Genomic DNA, 17871 nt, shown 5'->3' on the forward strand with positions numbered 1-17871 from the left:
GGCCGAGCCGTGCCGGTCGTTCGCGCTGGCCATGCCAGTTGTCCGGGCCGGTGTCGGACCGGGCCGGGCGCATACCGGCCGCATACCGGCCGCCAGGTGTGGCCGGCACGCGCGCACCGACGCGGCCGGCCCATCTGGAAGCGACGGCCCGGGAAGGTACGGAGGTCCCGGCAGAAGGGGCAGTAACAACCTGACGTTCCGGACACCTCGGGCCGCCGGGCCGGATATTCTCCCAACTAATCAATAGCGGGAATTTTCAGTTGAGGAGGTGACAAACGATGTACGACTACGACCTCCTCGTCATCGGGTCGGGCCCAGGCGGGCAGAAAGCGGCTATCGCCGCCGCCAAGCTGGGCCGCCGCGTCGCGATCGTCGATCGTCGTGACATGGTCGGCGGGGTCTGCATCAACACCGGCACGATCCCGTCGAAGACACTGCGCGAAGCCGTGCTCTACCTCACCGGTATGACCCAGCGGGAGATGTACGGACAGAGCTACCGGCTGAAGGACGACATAACGGTCGCGGACCTGTCCTCACGTACCCAGCACGTCATCGGACGTGAGATCGACGTCATTCGTAACCAGCTCAGCCGTAATCGGGTGGCCTTGCTCATCGGAACGGCAAGCTTTGTCGACCCGAACACCATCGCCATCATCGGCAGCGACCAGATCGACGAGCGCCGGGTCCGGGCGGAGAAAATCATCATCGCCACCGGCACCCGGCCGGCCCGACCGGACACGGTCGACTTCGACGGCCACACCGTGGTCGACAGCGACCAGATCCTGGCGCTGGACAAGATTCCCGGCTCGATGGTCGTCGTGGGCGCCGGTGTGATCGGCATCGAGTACGCGTCCATGTTCGCCGCGCTCGGCACCAAGGTGACCGTCGTGGAGCGTCGTGACCGGATGCTCGACTTCTGCGACGTGGAGATCGTCGAAGCTCTCAAGTATCATCTGCGAGACCTGGCTGTTACATTCAGGTTTCGCGAGTCGGTCGTGTCCGTCGAACGCCACAACAACGGCACCCTGACTCTGCTGGAAAGCGGCAAGAAGGTCCCCGCCGACACCGTGATGTACTCGGCCGGACGCCAGGGGCTCACCACCGCGCTCAACCTCTCCAACGCGGGACTGAGCGCCGACAACCGGGGGCGCATCAAGGTCGGCTCGGACTTCCGGACCGAGGTCGACCACATCTACGCCGTCGGCGACGTCATCGGCTTCCCGGCGCTGGCCGCGACATCCATGGAGCAGGGCCGGCTCGCCGCCTACGCGGCCTGCGGCGAGGCCGTCCACGTGATGCGCCACGAGCTGATGCCCATCGGCATCTACACCATCCCCGAGATCTCCTACGTCGGCAGCACCGAGGACGAGCTCACCGAACGGGCCGTGCCATTCGAGGTCGGCGTGGCCCGCTACCGCGAACTCGCCCGCGGCCAGATCGTCGGGGACTCCTACGGCATGCTGAAGCTGCTTGTGAGCTCGACCGACCGCAAGCTGCTCGGTGTCCACGTCTTCGGTACCGGGGCCACCGAACTCGTCCACATCGGCCAGACCGTGATGGGCTGCGACGGGACGATCGACTACCTGGTGGACGCCGTGTTCAACTACCCGACGCTCGCCGAGTCCTACAAGGTGGCGGCGCTGGACGCGATGAACAAGATGCGTGCCGTCGCCCGCTTCAGCAGCTGACGTCCAGGCTCAGGCGGGCTCAGGGCGGTCGGGGCAGGCACCCGGTCGGGGCAGGAACGGTCAGGGCAGCCGGAAGACGTCGACCAGGATCACGCCTGGGGCGGGCCGGCGGTGCGCCGCCGGGCTGTCATGGACGACCAGGATCGACGAAGGGTCGCCCGGGGCCAGGGCGATCCCCTCGGCGTGGTCGTCGCCCTCGCCGAACGGCAGGTCCAGCACACGGACGAGCGCCTCGTCGTCGACGACGACGCTCGTCGCCGCCCTGGCCGCGCCACGCCACCGGTAGACCCGGACCGGGCCGTCGAGGTCCATGGTCGGGCCGGCGAGCACGAGCAGGTCGTCCCCCTGGGCGAGCAGGTCGCGCACGCCCAGGCCGTCGAGGTTCAGGAAGTGCTTCCGGTAGGAGAGGCCGCCATCCAGCGGCCGCAGCCCGAGGTCCTGCCCGTCCCCCTCGGTGGGACGCAGTTCGACGACCACCGCCCAGCCGCGCAGCACCGGCCCGCGCAGGCCCAGATAGACCCGCTCACCGACGACGGCCAGCCCCTCGACGTCAAGCCCGTTGTCCTTGCTCGGAATCGTCAGGAACGGGCCGAGGTGCTTGTCGCCCTTCAGCACCGTGGTGACCCGGGTCTGCTTGCGCAGGCCCAGCGCGGCGGCGGTCAGCGGCCCGCCGGCGCCGTCCGGGGCGGCGGCGCTGCCCACCAGGGTGGGCAGCCCGTCCCGGGTGACGACCGGGATGCGGCCGAGCAGATGCCGGTTCGCGTTCTTACGGATCTTTGCCAGGGCGCGCAGCGCGTCCTCGGTCGCGTGGTGCGGTTTGACCCGCTTGCGCGTCAGGCTGTGCGAGCCGACGAACCACAGGTAGTCACCATGCCGGTCGAACCCCTCGATGTCGATCTCGGGGATGGCGCCGTCCGCGTCCGGCCCCGCCGGCAGCGGCAGGAAGTCACCGACCGGGAAGGAGACATGGTTGTCGTAGGTGTCCCCGGCGGCGCCCAGGGTTACCCGCTCGATCGTCGTCGTCTCGTCTCCGCCGAGCCACAGGTGCCGCCCTTCACTCTTGATCGTCGACAGTGACTCGACGATGTCGACCACGGGGTGCGGGCCGACGTCGTCGAAACGGACCGTAACGGTCTCCACCGTATCCACGCGACTGCTCCCCCTCGGCCCTGAGCCCCCGCTGACGTGACAGTCCCGTTTACCACAGCTCGCCTGTCACAGCCCCGCCTGCCACGACCCGTCCGACATATCCGGCCAGATCGGATCGTCACCGTGACCGGACGGCGCAGCCGGCGGACAGAGCCGTGGTCAGCAAACATCACCACAGCCCACAGACACGCTGTGTGTCGCAAAGCGGACACGGCCCCGAGGGCGGAATCGGGCCGAGCCGGTCGAGGGGGCGGGTAGGCGGGCTGGAGACGCGCCGGACGCGCCGGGCAGCCTCAGGGCTGTGGACCGTCGCCCCACAGCCCTCGCCGCGGAAGTACTCCCGCGGGACGAGCGCGGCGGAACGGCTTCAGGGGAATGGCTTCAGGGGACGCGGGCCGCCCACCGCCACCGACGTCGCGGCGGCGTCCCAGGCGATCCGGGACAGCCCCTCGACCGTGTCGATGCCGGCCCGCATCGACGGGTTGCTGCGGCTGTAGACCGCCATCACGTAGTCCCGCCCGCCCCCGTGGACATGTCCGATGCTGGCGATCACCCAGCCACCGTCACGGGGCAGCCAGCCGTTCTTCACCTCCACGGTGACGCCCGCGGGCACCCCGCCGGGCAGGCCCCACCGCTGGGCGGGCACCACACCGGCGAGCAGGCTCGCCGCGGTGGCCCGGGCCTGCTCGCTCAGCACACCGCCCGGATAGRCCAGCGTGCGCAGCACCGCGAGCTGGTCGGCGGCGCTGGTCAGGGTGAGCCCCCAGCGTCCGCCGCCGYCCGCCTTCGTCCTGGTCATCCCAAGCCGGCTGAACATGGTGTCCATCGACGCCGTGCCGCCGAGTGAGCGCCACAACCGGCTCGCGGYCCTGTTGTCGCTTACGTAGATCATCGCCTGGGCGTTGCGCAGTTCGCTCGTGCCCAGACGTCCGGACGGCCCGGCGCGTTCCAGAATGCCCAGCAGTATCGACAGTTTCACCGTGCTGGCCGTCTCGAAACCCGGCGCCGTCGGGTCGTCGACGGTGACGGTCCGACCGGTGACCGCGTCGTACACCGCCACACCGACCTGCCCGGGGCGTCCTTCGAGATATCCCTGGAACCGCTCGGACAGGTCGGACCCGGACAGCGACGGCGCCTTCGGCACGGCCTCGGGAACGAGCCGCGGCGGTGGGACGACGATACCGATGGACGGCAACCGGACAGCTGGCGGCTCCGCGGGAACGCCCGGCACGGGAACATCCGGCGCGGAAACATTCGACGTGGATCCGCCGGCACCGGCAAAACRCACGGATCCAACGACCGGAGCCAGCACGAGAGCATTGACCACGGCAGCGGCGACCAGTATTGCGCCGGCTCGTCTCGAGACCGGGACCCGGGCCGGCACATCGACGGATCCCAGCGGTCCTGAAAATCCCACCGCCGGCCGCCGGGTCGCGTTTTTCGCGACGTTGTGCAGCGGTGCGCGGTGCCGCATGGCGACGATTGCATGGTGCCGCATGGTCACAGCCGATATATACCCGTGGCAGGGCGTCGCCGCATCGCCACATTCCCTTTTCTCCGCGACCGCGCAGATCGGTGCCGGACGCCGAGAAGGCTCCCGTCAGGCAGCCTTTCCGTGGAAAACAGCCACCGGAAAATTCGCCGGCAAAAGACGCTGGAACCGGCCGCACGGGCCGCCGGCACCTCGGCAGTTCGGAAACAGTCTCATACCGRCCCTCGACATTATTGTCAGGCGACGGGGCGGGTTGGCGCTGTTGGCACTGCTCCCTGGCTTGTGGTCCTGGTCCCCGGCCCGATTCCCGGTTTGGCCCCCGACCGCCCCTGGCCGCGTCCTCCGCGCAATCAGGAGACACCCTGGAAGCAGCGGGGAAGCCAGGCGTGGAAGGAACGTGACCACACCGTTCCCGGGCGGGTTTGTCAGGCGAGGTGAGCCCGCTCCGTTCGGGCGTCGCGGGCGCAGCGGGCACGAAGCTTGTCACCTAGCGTGCCGGACAGATCCCGTACCGGGATCCAGCGATGGTCGACCGTCTCCGCGGAACACGGCCGCACCGTTTCGTCCGGGACATACAGAATGAAGCGAGCGTCGTAGTGCACATGCGAGGGTTCTTCCCGAACCGGATCGGCGGGCACGATCTGCGCGTCAATATCAATCGGATAAACAGTGTCCGGAATCACAGAATTCGCCGCTATTCCGGTTCTCTCGGCGAGCCCGCGCAGCGCCGCGCCCAACAAGGACCGGTCCGCCGCGTCGACATGCCCGCCGGGGAGCAGCCAGCCCGCCGAACCCCGATGACGAACATGCAGCACCCGCCAGTCCGCGGTAACCGCGACCGCGCCCCAGGTGACGTGCGCCGGCATCGTGGCTGCGTCCGTCACCGGGCCTGCCCCCTCTATCAGGGCCAGCACCAGCGGACTCAGGGTCTCGATCTCACCGGGATTGTCCTCGAGATAGTGGAGAACTACTCCGGCGACCGCATTGTTGCTCACTGCCACGGGACATGACAGTACCTCCAGAAGACGATTTCGGCCGCACGAGGGCCGGCCGGGCGCCGCCACTTCGAACGGGCCCACGGTGTACTCCGCGGCGCCCGAACGGTGCACTCAGCGGCCGGATCCCGTTCGTGGCACGCACTTTCCGCCCAGCGCGTCGGACGGTCACGACGCTGCCGGGCGGGCGAGCGAGCGGGCCACAGTCGCCAAACCGACAAATCGCCTCCGCTCACCTCCGCCCCGCCGCCCGCCGCCAACGGTTCCCGCGGCCGCGCTGACAGGCTGCCGACAGCCGCGGCGGCGCGTCGGCATGTGATGCCTATCGTGTGACGACCGGCACCAACCCACATCGACCGGCACCAACCGTTGGGGATCGTCTCCATGCGGGCGGGACGGACACCGGCGGGCGAGGCCGGCCGAACAGGACACGCGTCACACCCGGGGTGTGTGAAGGGGGAGATCAGATTGGGTGCTTCCGGAGGTTCCGGTGGCTACGTCGGCACCACACGGCATCGGATGGCGGTGGCAGCCATGGGCGGTGGCCTGGCGGTACTGCTGCTCGGAGCCTGTGGCGAAGCGACGGGCACGAGCGTGACAACCGGGTCGACCGGGCCGACCGGATCGGTGACTCTGCCGAGCGGGCTGCCGACATCGCTGCCCACGGGCCTGCCGACGGCCCTGCCGTCCATTTCGGCGTCACTGCCGGGCGGCGGGCAGGTGGCCACGGGCAGGGACGCGTTGAAGGCCGCGAACGTCCCCGAGGACTTCCCGATCCCACCGGGCGCCGAGGTGGAGGCCGGTACGTCCAGGAACAACGAGTCCGTGCTCACCCTGAGCGGTGTCTCCGACAACGCGGTGGCGACCTTCTACCGCCAGGCGCTGCCGGCCGCCGGCTACACGATTACCAGTGACAATCAGATAGCCGGTCTGGCGGCTTCGATCGCCTTCGAGGGCCACGGTCTGAGCGGGACCATCGGAACGGCCGGGATCGGAACGGCCAACGGCACGATACTGACCTTCCGGAAGCAGTAGGCAAAGAAGCAGCGGACAAAGCGACGGGCCCCTGCCGGCAGCAGTGAACAGGCCGGCGGAAACGGACCAGATCCGGCTTTTCAGGCTCACCGGCCCACCAGCCCGATTCCGGCCAGCCCGATGGTTGTGCAACGCCGACTCCCGGTACGGCCGGTGACCCGCCACCGCCCGTACCGTCGCGATCGCCGGACGGCCATCGGGCACCCGCCAGCATTACCCCGGGCGGCCCGGACCTCACTTCGCACCCGAACCGTGTTCCGTACCCGGATGCTATTTCGTGCTCATCAGCGCGTCCAGCATCCCGTGCAGATGGGCCACCGCCCATTCAATGTCGAAGTACTTGTACCGGCCGGCCCGTGACTCGGCCGTGAGAACGCCACAAAGGTGCACTCTGCTGAAGTCCCCGTACGGGAACCTGTACCGTTTCCTGTCGTCCTCGTCGTCGTCCTCGGAGATTCCCAGATACCATTTCTGATACTCGTTGAAGCCATGTTCGGAAATGAACTCGTTCTCCTGCCGCGTCGAGGGCTGGTGCACGCTCCAGTCGTCTCGTTCGTCGAGTACCACGGCACCGTTTTCGATCAGTTTTCTGGCATGCTCGTAGGAACGGCGGCTCAGTCTCACGGACATGATCTCCTCCAGAGCATTCTCGAGGACGAACCGGTGCACGGGGCTGGCCGCGTCAACGGCCCGTTCAGACGGCCGTACCCGGTCTGGCAGCATCGACACCGGTACGCCACCTGACGCCCCCAGGGGGCATCCCGGCCGGCTGAACCACCCCGGCCAGCACGCCACCCCCACAAATGATCATTCTTGCCGTCACCGGCGAGCACCCACTGACGCCCATCGGCCCGGCGCCGGGCCCGGACAGACCGCGGGCCCGTGGAGGCCTTCCTTCCGCCAGGCTTCCGCCAGGCCGCTGGACGGCTCAGGCCGTGGCCGGCGGCGTGGCTGCCGGACCCGGTTGCGGGCCCGCGGCCGCGGCCCTGGCGAGGCGGCGAGCAAGCCTGGCGGTGAAGAACTTCAGGACACCGGCGAGAAGCGCTCCCGTCCCCGGCACGAGCGGGACGAAGCTGCCCTGCCAGACGATCTCGGTACCGCCGTCCACCGGCGCCAGATCCACCGTCGCCAGATAGTCGCGTATCGGCAGCAGACCCGAACGAACCCGGTAGGCGTGCCGACGAGCCGGAAGATACTCAACGATCTCTTCACGGGAGATCAGGGGTGGCCGGCCAACCCGACGCACCGCTCCCACACCGCCCGGCGGGGGTGTGCCCTCCCGTTCCCACCACGATCGCGATATGAGCGGAGCCGCCCACCGCGACCAGCCCGCGCCGTCCGCCAGGAGCTCGAACACCGCTGACGGCGCGGCCGGGGAGAGCTGGGTCACCACGTACACCCGACGCCGGCCGCTCACGACGCCCGCCGCCCGGMCCGTTCGCGCCGGTCAGACCGGTCGACCTGGCCAGGCCACCTGGTTCGTACCACCGCAGCGACCCCGGAAACGATGGCCGGCTGCTCCCATATCCGACGGACGTCCACCACAGCCTCTTACCTTTCACCAAGAACGCGAACTCATCAAGAACATGAGTGTGGGCGCGGATGTGGCTGTCGACACGGCCACGCGGGGCCGAGCCGTGGCCTCGTTCGCGGTCGGCCGCGCCCTGCCCTCAGCCAGACGCATCCCGCCCCATGTGTATCCCCCATGTGTACACGGACGGCTTTTTCCCGCCCACTACAGATGATCAATGGCGGACTGCCACGTCTCACGATGGAGTGCGCGCTCCAGCGGCCGGCGGCGGGCCCAGCCATGTCTTTCCAGGTCGGGGGCCTGCTCGTGATGCGTGACCGGGCCGAGGCACAGCCACGCRACCGGCCGGATACCGTCGGGAATAYCCAGCATGTCCTGGACGGCCTGTTCACGGAAGAACGACACCCAGCCGCACCCGAGGCCCTCGGCGGTGGCCGCCAGCCACAGATTCTGGATCGCCAGACATACCGAGTACACCCCCGCGTCCGCAATAGCATGCCGTCCCAGGACGGCGGGCCCGCCGCGCTTCTCGTCATAGGTCACCACGATGGAAAGCGTGGACTCCAGGACACCGTCGATCTTGATCTGGGCGAACCGGGCGGCCCGCTCACCCGTCAGAGTCGCGGCGAAGACCGCGCGTTCCCGTCTGACATGCTCGTAGAAAGCGCGCCGGGTGCGCTGGTTTTCGATCACGATGAAGTCCCACGGCTGACTCAGCCCGACGCTGGGGGCGGCATGCGCCGCGGCGAGCACCCGCTCGAGGACGCCGTCCGGGATCGGTGCCCCGGTGAACTGGGCGCGGACGTCACGCCGCTGATGGATCACGCCGTACAGGTCCACTGGCATGGCAGGCTCCCGCTGTCCGCCACCCGCCCGTCGACGGATGGCACGGATGCGAGGCCGGTCTTCGGACTCTCGGATCAGCACCTGACCGCCCGCCTTCCCGGACCGCGCGGTCCAGTGGCTGCTCCCGGGCCGCGTCCAGCGGACCTCGATCGCGCGGGCGGCACCTGGACGACCACCATCCAGTCCGTCAGCACCCGATCCGTCGGACGTGGCCCGTGCGCGTGGGCGGCGGCTCCCCGATCACCGCGGCGGGCCCGTGCCGGACTCACACCGGCTTCCCGATTCTCCCCGGCCGCCTGGCCGCCCCGAGCGCACCCGACCGGTCATCCGGTYATGCGCCCGAGACCCCAGGCAACCTGGGGCACCTCGCGAACAATGCCACCACGATCATCCCACGGGACGGCCCCGGCCGAAGGCTTGGTGAAGAACGTGAGCAAGCAGCCATCGGCCCCCATGCTTCGGGGGGATCAGGCGTCCGTGAGCACCTTGGCCTCGCACACCTGACCGTCATCCCACCCCGGAATCCGGTCGCCAATAGCGTGAATCACCGCACGTAGGGACGATCGACTCCAGCGGATCGCCTCGTGGATCGCCTCGTCGTCGAACCGGTCCACCTCGACCACCATTGTGACGTCCACCCAGCCCTCGGTGAGGCTCGCGGCGATGTCCGGATCAATGATCCCGTGCAGATCCAGGAGAGCGTCCATCAGCCGATCCACCCGGGCCTCGAACCCGTCCAGGGGCCCGCGGTACACCGCACGCTGAGCGATCAGCACTCTCACTTCGACCACTCCCAGCACGTCGCCCTCTTGAGCTGACCGATGAGGTTCCGTCGGTAGTCCGGGTCCGACGGGGTCGGGTGAACGACCTTCATGTGCTTCTTGTCGCAGGGGCAGAACATCTTGTAGTAACGCTTGGCCCGATCCACGCGCCACCCCTGATCCTCGAACTGCTTGCTTCCCTGGACGCTCMCGCGGAGCCCAACGACGCYCTGACCCGCGCCGCCRCACGGCTTGATTCCGTCATCGAGCGACGGTGACCGCGAGCAGATTCGTCAGCGAGGCACTGGATGAGCTCCACGGAGCGGATCACTTCGACAGCGGTCAGCCCGAGCTCGACGAGTGGCTCCGTCGTCATGCTCTCACCACCGAGTCGCGTAGAACTGGGCGGACCTTTGTCTGGTCCGCCGATGGGCGGGTGGTCGCCTACTACACGATCGCGGCCCATCTCCTGATGCGTGACGACCTGCCGAGGTCGTTAGGCCGTGGAAACCCCGTGCAGATCCCGGCAGTCCTGTTGGCGAAGCTGGCGCTGGACAAGACGCTTCAGGGCCAGGGGCTCGGCGGCCTCCTGCTTGCCGACGCCGTCGGCCGGGTCGTCGAGGCAACCAGGACGGTCGCCGCGCGGTTCATCGTGGTCGACGCGATCGACGAACAGGCGGTCTCCTTCTGCATCAAGTACGGGTTCACCCAGGTGCCCGCCACCAACCGTCTCCTGAAACGGATGAGCGCCGCCGCGGCGCAGATCAGCCGCTGAATCCGGCTCCAGATCGCCGCCTACCGCTCCCGGCGGCACGGACTTCCGCCAGAGAGTGCGTCGGCGTCACCCRCATGCCCACGTCAGCGAGCAGGGCGGACGTCCGCCGGGCGCCCGCGGGGCGTCYCATCGGACGCTGGCGGGTAGCTCGACTGACCTGAGCCAGATGTTGCGGGGCCACCCCGGCCGGTCAGCCGGAAGTGCGCCGCGGGGCCTAAAAGTGCACCAAACGATCTCCGAACCGTCCCGTGGGCCGTCTCCACGGCCTGACCGCGCGGAGTAGGTTGGCCGCCTGAAGGCCACGCGGGCGTGAGAAGGGCCCGGGTGGGGGTAGGCCGCCCGACGCGACTCTGGATCCGCCGGTCCGGTGATGAAGACGGTCTTAACTCACGCTCCGATGTTCTTGTCAGTGCTCGCATGTGTGGGCATGCTTTGAAGGCCCTTCGATGTGACCATCGAAGGGCCTWGGCTGACCCAGGGGAGGTGGGAAGTGACGCAACCCAACGCTTGGCCATACCCCGAGCCGTACGAATGGGCGGACAAACCCGACTCCGCTACCCAGCAGGCGATCGACGAAGCACGCGAGGACCTTGCCGCAGGACGATCGGTCATCTGTACCAGTGATGCCGCGTTCGACGCGCTCCTCCACGAGCTGTCCATGGACCCACACTCGAAGGCAAGCTGACCCCTCGAAAGGGCGCTCACCCTTCGCCCTATTGTCGTGACCGTGCCCACCTTCGAGCCGGTTGCCCGCTTCCTCGCGGAGTTCCATCGACTCTCCCCCGCGCAGCGGGCCGCGTTCCTGCGTGCCGTCGCGCTGTTCCGTGAAGGGCTGACTTCGGGCTCCTTCCACCCGATGCGGGTCAAGGGCTTCAAGTCCGAGCCCGGGTGTTCGAGATGACGTGGGCACGTGATGGTCGGACGCTGTGGACGTACGGCGAGCCGATCCCCGGCAAGCCCGGCCCGCACGTCATCTGGCTGCGCATCGGCACCCACGACATCTTCGAGCGGTAGCTTCCCCACGTACGTCGTGGATCCGCGRCTACCGCAGGAACGGAGTGAGACAGACACCGCCGGATACCCTCGGACATCCAGTCGGCTGCCGGGGTCAGCCGGCGTCGGTCTGGGCTACGCCGACCGGGCAGGACAGGCCGGTGCCACCGAGGCCGCAGTAGCCGTTGGGGACCTTGTGCAGGTACTGCTGGTGGTAGTCCTCCGCGAAATAGAACGGCCCGGCGGGGGCGATCTCCGTGGTGATCGGGCCGAAGCTGGCGGTGTCGAGGACGGTCTGAAAGGCGTCCCGGCTGCGGTGTGCCGCGGCAAGCTGCTCGTCCGAGAAAGTGTAGATCGCCGAGCGGTACTGGGTGCCGACGTCGTTGCCCTGGCGCATACCCTGGGTCGGGTCGTGCGCCTCCCAGAAGACCTTCAGCAGGTTCTCGTAGCTCACCACGGCCGGGTCGAACACCACCTGGACGACCTCGGTGTGCCCGGTCAGGCCCGAGCAGGTCTCCTCGTACGTCGGGTTCGGTGTGATGCCGCCCGCGTACCCGACCGCGGTCGAGTACACCCCGGGGGTCTGCCAGAACTTCCGCTCCGCGCCCCAGAAGCAGCCGAGCCCGAACACGGCGGTCTCCAGCCCTGCCGGGAGGGGCCCCCGCAACGGCGTACCGAGGACGGCGTGCCGCTCGGGCACGGCGAAGGCGGGCACCAGACGACCGGGCAGCGCCTGCTCGGCCGTGGGCAGGGTGGACTTGTGGTGAGTGAAGAACATCTGCTGGAACCTCCGGGACTTGTCCGGTCCGCGGTGACGCGGAAGAAGCATGATGCACCACCGCGGTCCTTCGGCGACAGGGCCTGAGACGTCAACCCCGTCCATGCCCGGTACGTTCCCTGGCCGCGTACTCGTCCATCCCGAACCCGGCCCGGCCGGGCGAACCTGGCCCGGGCCGAGCCGGTGGACGTCCCGCGGGACCGGTAGAACACCTCCCGCGGGGACCGCGGGTCCTACAGAACGAGATCCTCCAGCATGGTGGTGACCAGCGCGGCGATCGGCGACCGCTCGGAGCGGGTGAGCGTGACGTGCGCGAACAGCGGATGGCCCTTCAGGGTCTCGATCACGGACGCGACCCCGTCGTGCCGACCCACCCGCAGGTTGTCACGCTGCGCGACGTCATGCGTCAACACGACCCGTGACCCCTGCCCCAGGCGCGACAGCACGGTCAGCAGCACGCCGCGTTCCAGCGACTGTGCCTCGTCCACGATGACGAACGCGTCGTGCAGCGACCGGCCGCGGATGTGTGTCAGCGGCAGTACCTCGAGCATGCCGCGGTCGGCGATCTCCTCGATGACCTCCTGGGAGACCAGGGCGCCGAGGGTGTCGAAGACGGCCTGTGCCCAGGGCGCCATCTTCTCGTTCTCGCTGCCGGGGAGGTAGCCGAGATCCTGGCCGCCGACGGCGTACAGCGGCCGGAACACCACGACCCGCCGGTGCAGCCGGCGTTCCATCACCGCTTCGAGGCCGGCGCACAACGCCAGCGCCGACTTGCCGGTACCGGCCCGCCCGCCCAGGGAGATGATCCCGACGTCGGGGTCGAGCAGCAGGTCGAGCGCGACCCGCTGTTCCGCGGACCGCCCGTGCAGGCCGAACGCCTCCCGATCGCCACGGACCAGCCGCACCTTCTTGTCCGCGGTCACCCGGCCCAGCGCGGAGGCGCTRCCGCCGGCCGCGGTGAGCACCAGCCCCGTGTGGCACGGCAGCCCGGCGGCGTCCGGGATCTCGACGGTCTCGCGGGCGTAGAGCCGGTCCAGGTCGTCCTGGGCGACGGCAAGCTCCGCCATGCCGCTCCAGCCGGAGTCCACCGGCGTCTGCGCCCGGTACTCCTCGGCGGCGAGCCCGACCGCGGATGCCTTCACCCGCAGCGGCAGGTCCTTGGTGACCAGGACGACGTCGTTGCCCTCCCCGGCGAGATTGAGCGCGACGGCAAGAATGCGCGAGTCATTGTCATCCACCCGGAACCCCGGTGGGAGTACCGACGGGTCGGTGTGATTGAGTTCGACCCGTAGCGTTCCACCGTCGTCCAACGGCAGTGGCTGATCCAGTCGACCGTGGCGGATTCGTAGGTCGTCGAGGAGGCGAAGGGCCTCGCGGGCGAACCAGCCCAGTTCGGGGTGGTTCCGCTTTCCTTCCAGTTCTCCTACGACTACCAGAGGAAGCACCACATTGTGCTCCGCGAACCGCAGCAGCGCGCCAGGATCAGACAGGAGCACGCTTGTGTCGACGACATGCGTTCGTGGCACACGCCCACCCGCTTATTCGGAGGAAGTCCGGGACCGGGCCCCTCGCAGGAGGCCGGGCACCGGCCTCCTGGCGTTGTCGCGAATGCGGCACCGAGGGGCCTCCCGAATGGCCCGGCCCAGTGCCGGACCACGACTTGAGCCATCTTGGTCCCGCCTAGTGGATCATCGTCGTGCGATGCCCACCCGGCGTACCCAGGGCCACACGTTAGCTCCCCCGCCACGAAAGCGCGACTATCTTCGCACAACACGCTCAGCAACGGTCACCGATCGTAAGGTGATGGCCAACGGGAAATCGCTTGTACTCCAGCCACAACCATGATCATTTTTTCTGGACCGTGCCGTAGAAGACAACTATGTGTCCTCGCGTTCGTATCCTGACGTTTCCCAGCGTTTACCTGGCTGGCACATCCCGATCGGAGAACGGAGCACGTCCCGGCCGGAGAACCGACGGCCGCGACACTGGCCGGCGACATTTCCAGAGGACCCGGGCAGAACCCCGACAGGACCTCCGGGCAGATCAACCGGGCAGAACGACCGGGCAGATCAGCGAAGCGGAGCGGTGGCAACGGGCGCGCCCGCTACGGGTAGCGCGCCCTCGACAAAACAGACGGCAGCAAACAGACGACGACAAACAGACGGCTGGCGCAGACAAACAGCGGCGGACGCGGACAGCCGGCGCTGTCCGGGATCGACGCCAGAACGCCGGACAGGCCGCGACGGCAGCGATCGGGCCGGCGTCCGTGGCGCATGCCGGACGCCGGCCCGATCTCCGCGGTCACACCCCCGCGGTCACAACCGTGGGACGGACCGTGATCAGCCTCCTCGTCAGCCCTTCAGTCGGTCGACCAGGGCCTCCTGCTCGGCCCACAGCTCGGCCGGAAGCGCGTCGCCGAAGGTCCGGTAGTGCTCGGGGATCAGCTCCGCCTCCTCCTTCCACAGCTCGATGTCGAGGGTGAGCAGCTCAGCGAGATCCTCGGCCGGGACGTCGAGCCCCTCGGTGGGCAGCGCCTCCGGGGTGGGCAGGACACCCAACGGGGTCTCCACCCCGTCGGCCTCGCCCTCGAGGCGGCCGACGATCCAGGCCAGCACCCGGCTGTTCTCCCCGAAGCCCGGCCACAGGAAGCGGCCCTGCGCGCTCTTGCGGAACCAGTTGACGTAGTAGATCCGCGGGAGCTTCGCCGGGTCGGCCTTGCGGCTGATCGACAGCCAGTGCGCGAAGTAGTCAGCCATGTTGTAGCCGCAGAAGGGCAGCATCGCGAACGGGTCACGCCGCAGCTTRCCGATCGCGCCGGCCTGCGCCGCGGTCGTCTCCGAGGCGACGATCGACCCGTAGAACACCCCACGCTGCCAGGTCGGCGCCTCGGTCACCAGCGGGACCGCGGTCGCCCGGCGCCCGCCGAAGAGGATCGCCGAGATCGGGACGCCCTTCGGGTCCTCCCACTCCGGCGCGATCGTCGGGCACTGGCCCGCCGGCACGGTGAAGCGGGCGTTGGGGTGCGCGGCCGGCTCGGGGGAATCCGGTGTCCAGTCCCGGCCCTTCCAGTCCAGCAGGTGGGCCGGCTTCTCCTTCGTCAGCCCCTCCCACCACACGTCGCCGTCGTCGGTGCGGGCGACGTTGGTGAAGACCGTGTTGCCCCATAGGGTCGCGATCGCGTTGGGGTTGGTCTCCTCACCCGTGCCGGGCGCCACTCCGAAGAAACCGGCCTCCGGGTTCACCGCGTAAAGCCGGCCGTCCTCCCCGAACCGCATCCAGGCGATGTCATCACCGATGGTCTCGGCTTTCCAGCCCGGCAGGGTGGGAATGAGCATCGCCAGGTTGGTCTTGCCGCAGGCCGACGGAAATGCCGCCGCTATGAAGTGGACCTTTCCGGTGGGCGAGGTGAGCTTGAGGATGAGCATGTGCTCGGCCAGCCAGCCCTCGTCCCGGGCCATCACCGAGGCGATACGCAGGGCATAGCACTTCTTGCCCAGCAGGGCGTTACCGCCGTAACCCGAGCCGTAGGACCAGATCTCCCGGGTCTCCGGGAAGTGCGTGATGTACTTGGTCGAGTTGCACGGCCACGGCACGTCCGCCTGACCGGGCTCGAGCGGAGCGCCCAGTGAATGCACGGCCGGGACGAAGAAGCCGTCGTCGCCCAGCTGCTCCAGGGCGGACGCGCCCATGCGGGTCATCGTCCGCATCGACACGGCGACATATGCCGAGTCGGTGAGCTGGACTCCGAGCGCCGAAATACGGGAGCCCAGCGGGCCCATGCAGAACGGTACGACATACAGCGTCCGTCCCCGCATGCTGCCCTCGAACAGGCCCCGCAGTTTCTCCTTCATTTCCTCCGGGTCGGCCCAGTTGTTGGTCGGCCCGGCGTCCTCGGGGTTCCGCGAGCAGATGAAGGTACGGTCCTCCACCCGGGCGACGTCGGTAGGATCGGAAGCGGCGTAGAAACTGCCGGGCCGCTTCTCGGGGTCCAGCGGGACGAACGTGCCTTTGTCGACAAGCAAGCGGGCCAGTTCCGCGTACTCCGCGTCAGAACCGTCACACCACCAAATCCGTTCCGGCCGGGTGAGTTCGGCGATCTCACGCACCCAGGCAATCAGCCCGGCATGCCTGGTCGGGGCAGCGTCAAGCCCCGAAATCTGCGCCGCGGTCGTCACAGCTCCCACCTCCGCTTGAGTCGAGCCCACCACGGCCCCGCCATAGCACCTATGCCCACGCCATGGAAGGTCCACTCGTGTTCGGGGCCACAGAACGCACGCGCCGTCACCCCGCAACACCGCGCCCGCGCCATCACCGTCCAGCACATAGTGGATCAGCCACAGCCATAGGCGATTCGAGGCCGTGTACAGGATCTTTTGACTCTACCTTGGGAGCTTCCAGCAGTCGCGCGGTCGAGCCATGGCAATCGGGCAAATCCACGCGCCGCGAAGCCGCCGCGAAGCCGATCAACGACGCCCACTGGTAACCATGACGGGCGCAAGATACGGTGACCGCGTGACCACGACCGCACCTGGCCGCGACTTCCGTCACCACCCGAGCGACCTGGTGCGACCGAGGATGCGCGGATGGTTGCACGCGGGCGCCTTCCCGGTCAGCCTGGCACTCGGCGTCATCGCCATTACGCTGGCCACGACGTTCCGTGCACGGATGGCGGTGGGCGTTTATGCGCTAAGCATCGCCATGCTGTTCGGCACGAGCGCGCTGTATCACCGGAGGATGTGGTCAACATCACGCGCGCGATCACTGATGAAACGACTCGATCATTCCATGATCTTCGTTTTCATCGCCGGAACTTACACACCGCTGGCCCTGCTCACGCTTCCACCGCGGACCGCCCGGACGATACTCATGGTGGTCTGGGGAGGCGCCGCGGTCGGTATCGGACTGCGGATGCTCTGGCTGCACTCACCGCGCTTCCTGATGGTGCCGCTGTACATCGCCCTCGGCTGGGTGGCGGTCTTCGTCATACCCGAACTGCTGCACACCGCCGGCGTCGCGGCGTTGGTTCTGATCCTCGCCGGTGGCGTTCTGTACAGCCTCGGGGCATTTGTCTACGCGTCCCGACGCCCCAACCCGGCTCCGCGGACGTTCGGCTACCACGAGGTCTTTCACGCGTTTACCATCGTAGCGGCGACATGTCACTATATCGCCGTCATTCTGGCAATCTACGCAACATAGGACCAGAATGGTCTGACCGAAAACCCGCTATCTCGCGGGGCCGCCGGCCGGGGCGGAATTCGGGTTCACAGTTCCGGCCCCTCCGCCCGGACCTGTTCGACTTTCTCCAGCGCCTCCCGCAGGCGGGCCAGCCATGGCTGCGCATTGTCACCGACAAGCCGGACGCACCAGGCCAGCGCGTCGCTTCGGCTGCGCGCGACCCCGGCGTCGACCAGCGTGTCGAGCACCTGGCGTTCCGGCTGCCGGAGCCTGGTCATCACCGGAACGGACAGGGTGGTGAACAACTCGGTCGTTCCGCCCGCGGTCGCGCCCCACGCCACCTTGCGCCCGTAGCGCCGCTCGGCCTCCTGGGCAATCGCGATCCGGACGTCCCTGGTCTGCTCACGGAACCGGCGGRTACGGCCCGACTCGGCGGCGGCGACCGCGGCGGGATCATCGGTCTCCAGCTCCGCGGCGGKGATCGTCCCCACCACCACGATCTCGTCCCGGTCGACGGTCACCGTCGCGGCACCGGTGAACCAGGTGTCGGGCAGCCTGCCCGCGAACCACGCCGGCGCGTCGTCCGCGGGCGGCACCGGCTCACGCTCACCCCAGCGGCCGAAGCCACGTCCACGCGCACCCGCCATGTCTGC

The 17871-nt window shown here is 68.5% G+C and carries 18 protein-coding genes and 1 riboswitch; of the genes, 6 read left to right on the plus strand and 12 right to left on the minus strand.

What is annotated here, in order from left to right:
- Window positions 1–278 precede the first annotated feature (278 nt).
- On the plus strand, window positions 279–1688 hold the full coding sequence (gene sthA, locus BL254_RS01075) for a Si-specific NAD(P)(+) transhydrogenase (protein WP_047221203.1): 1410 nt from the start codon (window positions 279–281) through the stop codon (window positions 1686–1688).
- Between the two features lie 60 nt (window positions 1689–1748).
- Here sthA and BL254_RS01080 read toward each other — a convergent pair whose 3' ends face one another.
- The 3 genes from BL254_RS01080 to BL254_RS01090 all read right to left on the minus strand — a co-directional run bounded on the left by BL254_RS01080 (window position 1749) and on the right by BL254_RS01090 (window position 5330).
- Window positions 1749–2837 carry a DUF3616 domain-containing protein gene (locus BL254_RS01080; RefSeq protein ID WP_083730747.1) on the minus strand — a complete coding sequence of 363 codons (1089 nt, stop codon included), beginning with the start codon at window positions 2835–2837 and terminating at the stop codon, window positions 1749–1751.
- A 367-nt stretch (window positions 2838–3204) separates the two neighbouring features.
- Window positions 3205–4068, minus strand: a complete 864-nt coding sequence (locus tag BL254_RS01085; protein ID WP_139342117.1) for a serine hydrolase — start codon at window positions 4066–4068, stop codon at window positions 3205–3207.
- 686 nt (window positions 4069–4754) lie between these two features.
- Window positions 4755–5330, minus strand: coding sequence for an NUDIX hydrolase (locus tag BL254_RS01090; protein ID WP_047221205.1), 576 nt, complete (start codon window positions 5328–5330; stop codon window positions 4755–4757).
- Window positions 5331–5858: 528 nt separating this feature from the next.
- Between BL254_RS01090 and BL254_RS01095 the strand changes: the two genes are divergently transcribed.
- Complete coding sequence (locus BL254_RS01095; protein WP_139342118.1) at window positions 5859–6359, plus strand: hypothetical protein; 501 nt, start codon at window positions 5859–5861, stop codon at window positions 6357–6359.
- Between the two features lie 270 nt (window positions 6360–6629).
- On the opposite strand, the gene BL254_RS01100 is transcribed toward BL254_RS01095, so the two are convergent.
- The 5 genes from BL254_RS01100 to BL254_RS26710 all read right to left on the minus strand — a co-directional run bounded on the left by BL254_RS01100 (window position 6630) and on the right by BL254_RS26710 (window position 9664).
- The gene (locus BL254_RS01100; RefSeq protein ID WP_371389801.1) at window positions 6630–7082 is read right to left on the minus strand and encodes a hypothetical protein; all 453 of its coding nucleotides are present in this window, start codon (window positions 7080–7082) and stop codon (window positions 6630–6632) included.
- A 205-nt stretch (window positions 7083–7287) separates the two neighbouring features.
- Entirely contained in the window at window positions 7288–7776 is a 489-nt protein-coding gene (locus BL254_RS01105; RefSeq protein WP_047221206.1) for an SRPBCC family protein, read from the minus strand.
- A 318-nt stretch (window positions 7777–8094) separates the two neighbouring features.
- Entirely contained in the window at window positions 8095–8730 is a 636-nt protein-coding gene (bluB, locus tag BL254_RS01110) for a 5,6-dimethylbenzimidazole synthase (RefSeq protein WP_076842263.1), read from the minus strand.
- 61 nt (window positions 8731–8791) lie between these two features.
- Window positions 8792–9020, minus strand: a riboswitch (cobalamin riboswitch).
- 183 nt (window positions 9021–9203) lie between these two features.
- Complete coding sequence (locus BL254_RS01115; protein ID WP_139342119.1) at window positions 9204–9518, minus strand: hypothetical protein; 315 nt, start codon at window positions 9516–9518, stop codon at window positions 9204–9206.
- Window positions 9515–9664 carry a hypothetical protein gene (locus BL254_RS26710; RefSeq protein WP_175648254.1) on the minus strand — a complete coding sequence of 50 codons (150 nt, stop codon included), beginning with the start codon at window positions 9662–9664 and terminating at the stop codon, window positions 9515–9517. The genes BL254_RS01115 and BL254_RS26710 overlap by 4 nt, the downstream gene beginning before the upstream one ends.
- A gap of 107 nt (window positions 9665–9771) precedes the next feature.
- On the opposite strand from BL254_RS26710, the gene BL254_RS01120 reads away from it, so the two are divergent.
- From BL254_RS01120 to BL254_RS28050, 3 genes are all read left to right on the plus strand, one after another.
- Window positions 9772–10272, plus strand: a complete 501-nt coding sequence (locus BL254_RS01120) for a GNAT family N-acetyltransferase (protein ID WP_047221209.1) — start codon at window positions 9772–9774, stop codon at window positions 10270–10272.
- Window positions 10273–10762: 490 nt separating this feature from the next.
- Complete coding sequence (locus tag BL254_RS01125) at window positions 10763–10957, plus strand: hypothetical protein (RefSeq protein WP_047221210.1); 195 nt, start codon at window positions 10763–10765, stop codon at window positions 10955–10957.
- Between the two features lie 42 nt (window positions 10958–10999).
- Window positions 11000–11173 (plus strand): hypothetical protein, encoded by a 174-nt coding sequence (locus BL254_RS28050; RefSeq protein WP_254857680.1) that lies wholly within the window; start codon window positions 11000–11002, stop codon window positions 11171–11173.
- 207 nt (window positions 11174–11380) lie between these two features.
- On the opposite strand, the gene msrA is transcribed toward BL254_RS28050, so the two are convergent.
- The 3 genes from msrA to BL254_RS01145 all read right to left on the minus strand — a co-directional run bounded on the left by msrA (window position 11381) and on the right by BL254_RS01145 (window position 16218).
- Window positions 11381–12043 (minus strand): peptide-methionine (S)-S-oxide reductase MsrA, encoded by a 663-nt coding sequence (gene msrA, locus BL254_RS01135; RefSeq protein ID WP_047221286.1) that lies wholly within the window; start codon window positions 12041–12043, stop codon window positions 11381–11383.
- A gap of 233 nt (window positions 12044–12276) precedes the next feature.
- The gene (locus BL254_RS01140) at window positions 12277–13569 is read right to left on the minus strand and encodes a PhoH family protein (protein WP_013872281.1); all 1293 of its coding nucleotides are present in this window, start codon (window positions 13567–13569) and stop codon (window positions 12277–12279) included.
- An 825-nt stretch (window positions 13570–14394) separates the two neighbouring features.
- Complete coding sequence (locus tag BL254_RS01145) at window positions 14395–16218, minus strand: phosphoenolpyruvate carboxykinase (GTP) (RefSeq protein ID WP_047221212.1); 1824 nt, start codon at window positions 16216–16218, stop codon at window positions 14395–14397.
- 337 nt (window positions 16219–16555) lie between these two features.
- Here BL254_RS01145 and BL254_RS01150 point away from each other — a divergent pair, with 337 nt between their 5' ends.
- Window positions 16556–17239, plus strand: a complete 684-nt coding sequence (locus BL254_RS01150; RefSeq protein ID WP_047221213.1) for a hemolysin III family protein — start codon at window positions 16556–16558, stop codon at window positions 17237–17239.
- Window positions 17240–17304: 65 nt separating this feature from the next.
- Here BL254_RS01150 and BL254_RS01155 read toward each other — a convergent pair whose 3' ends face one another.
- A complete protein-coding gene (locus tag BL254_RS01155; RefSeq protein WP_076842264.1) occupies window positions 17305–17865 on the minus strand; it encodes a hypothetical protein in 561 nt (186 codons plus the stop codon).
- Between the last annotated feature and the right edge of the window lie 6 nt (window positions 17866–17871).

It is taken from the genome of Protofrankia sp. BMG5.30 (assembly GCF_001983005.1).
In the GTDB taxonomy this organism is placed as follows: domain Bacteria; phylum Actinomycetota; class Actinomycetes; order Frankiales; family Frankiaceae; genus Protofrankia; species Protofrankia coriariae.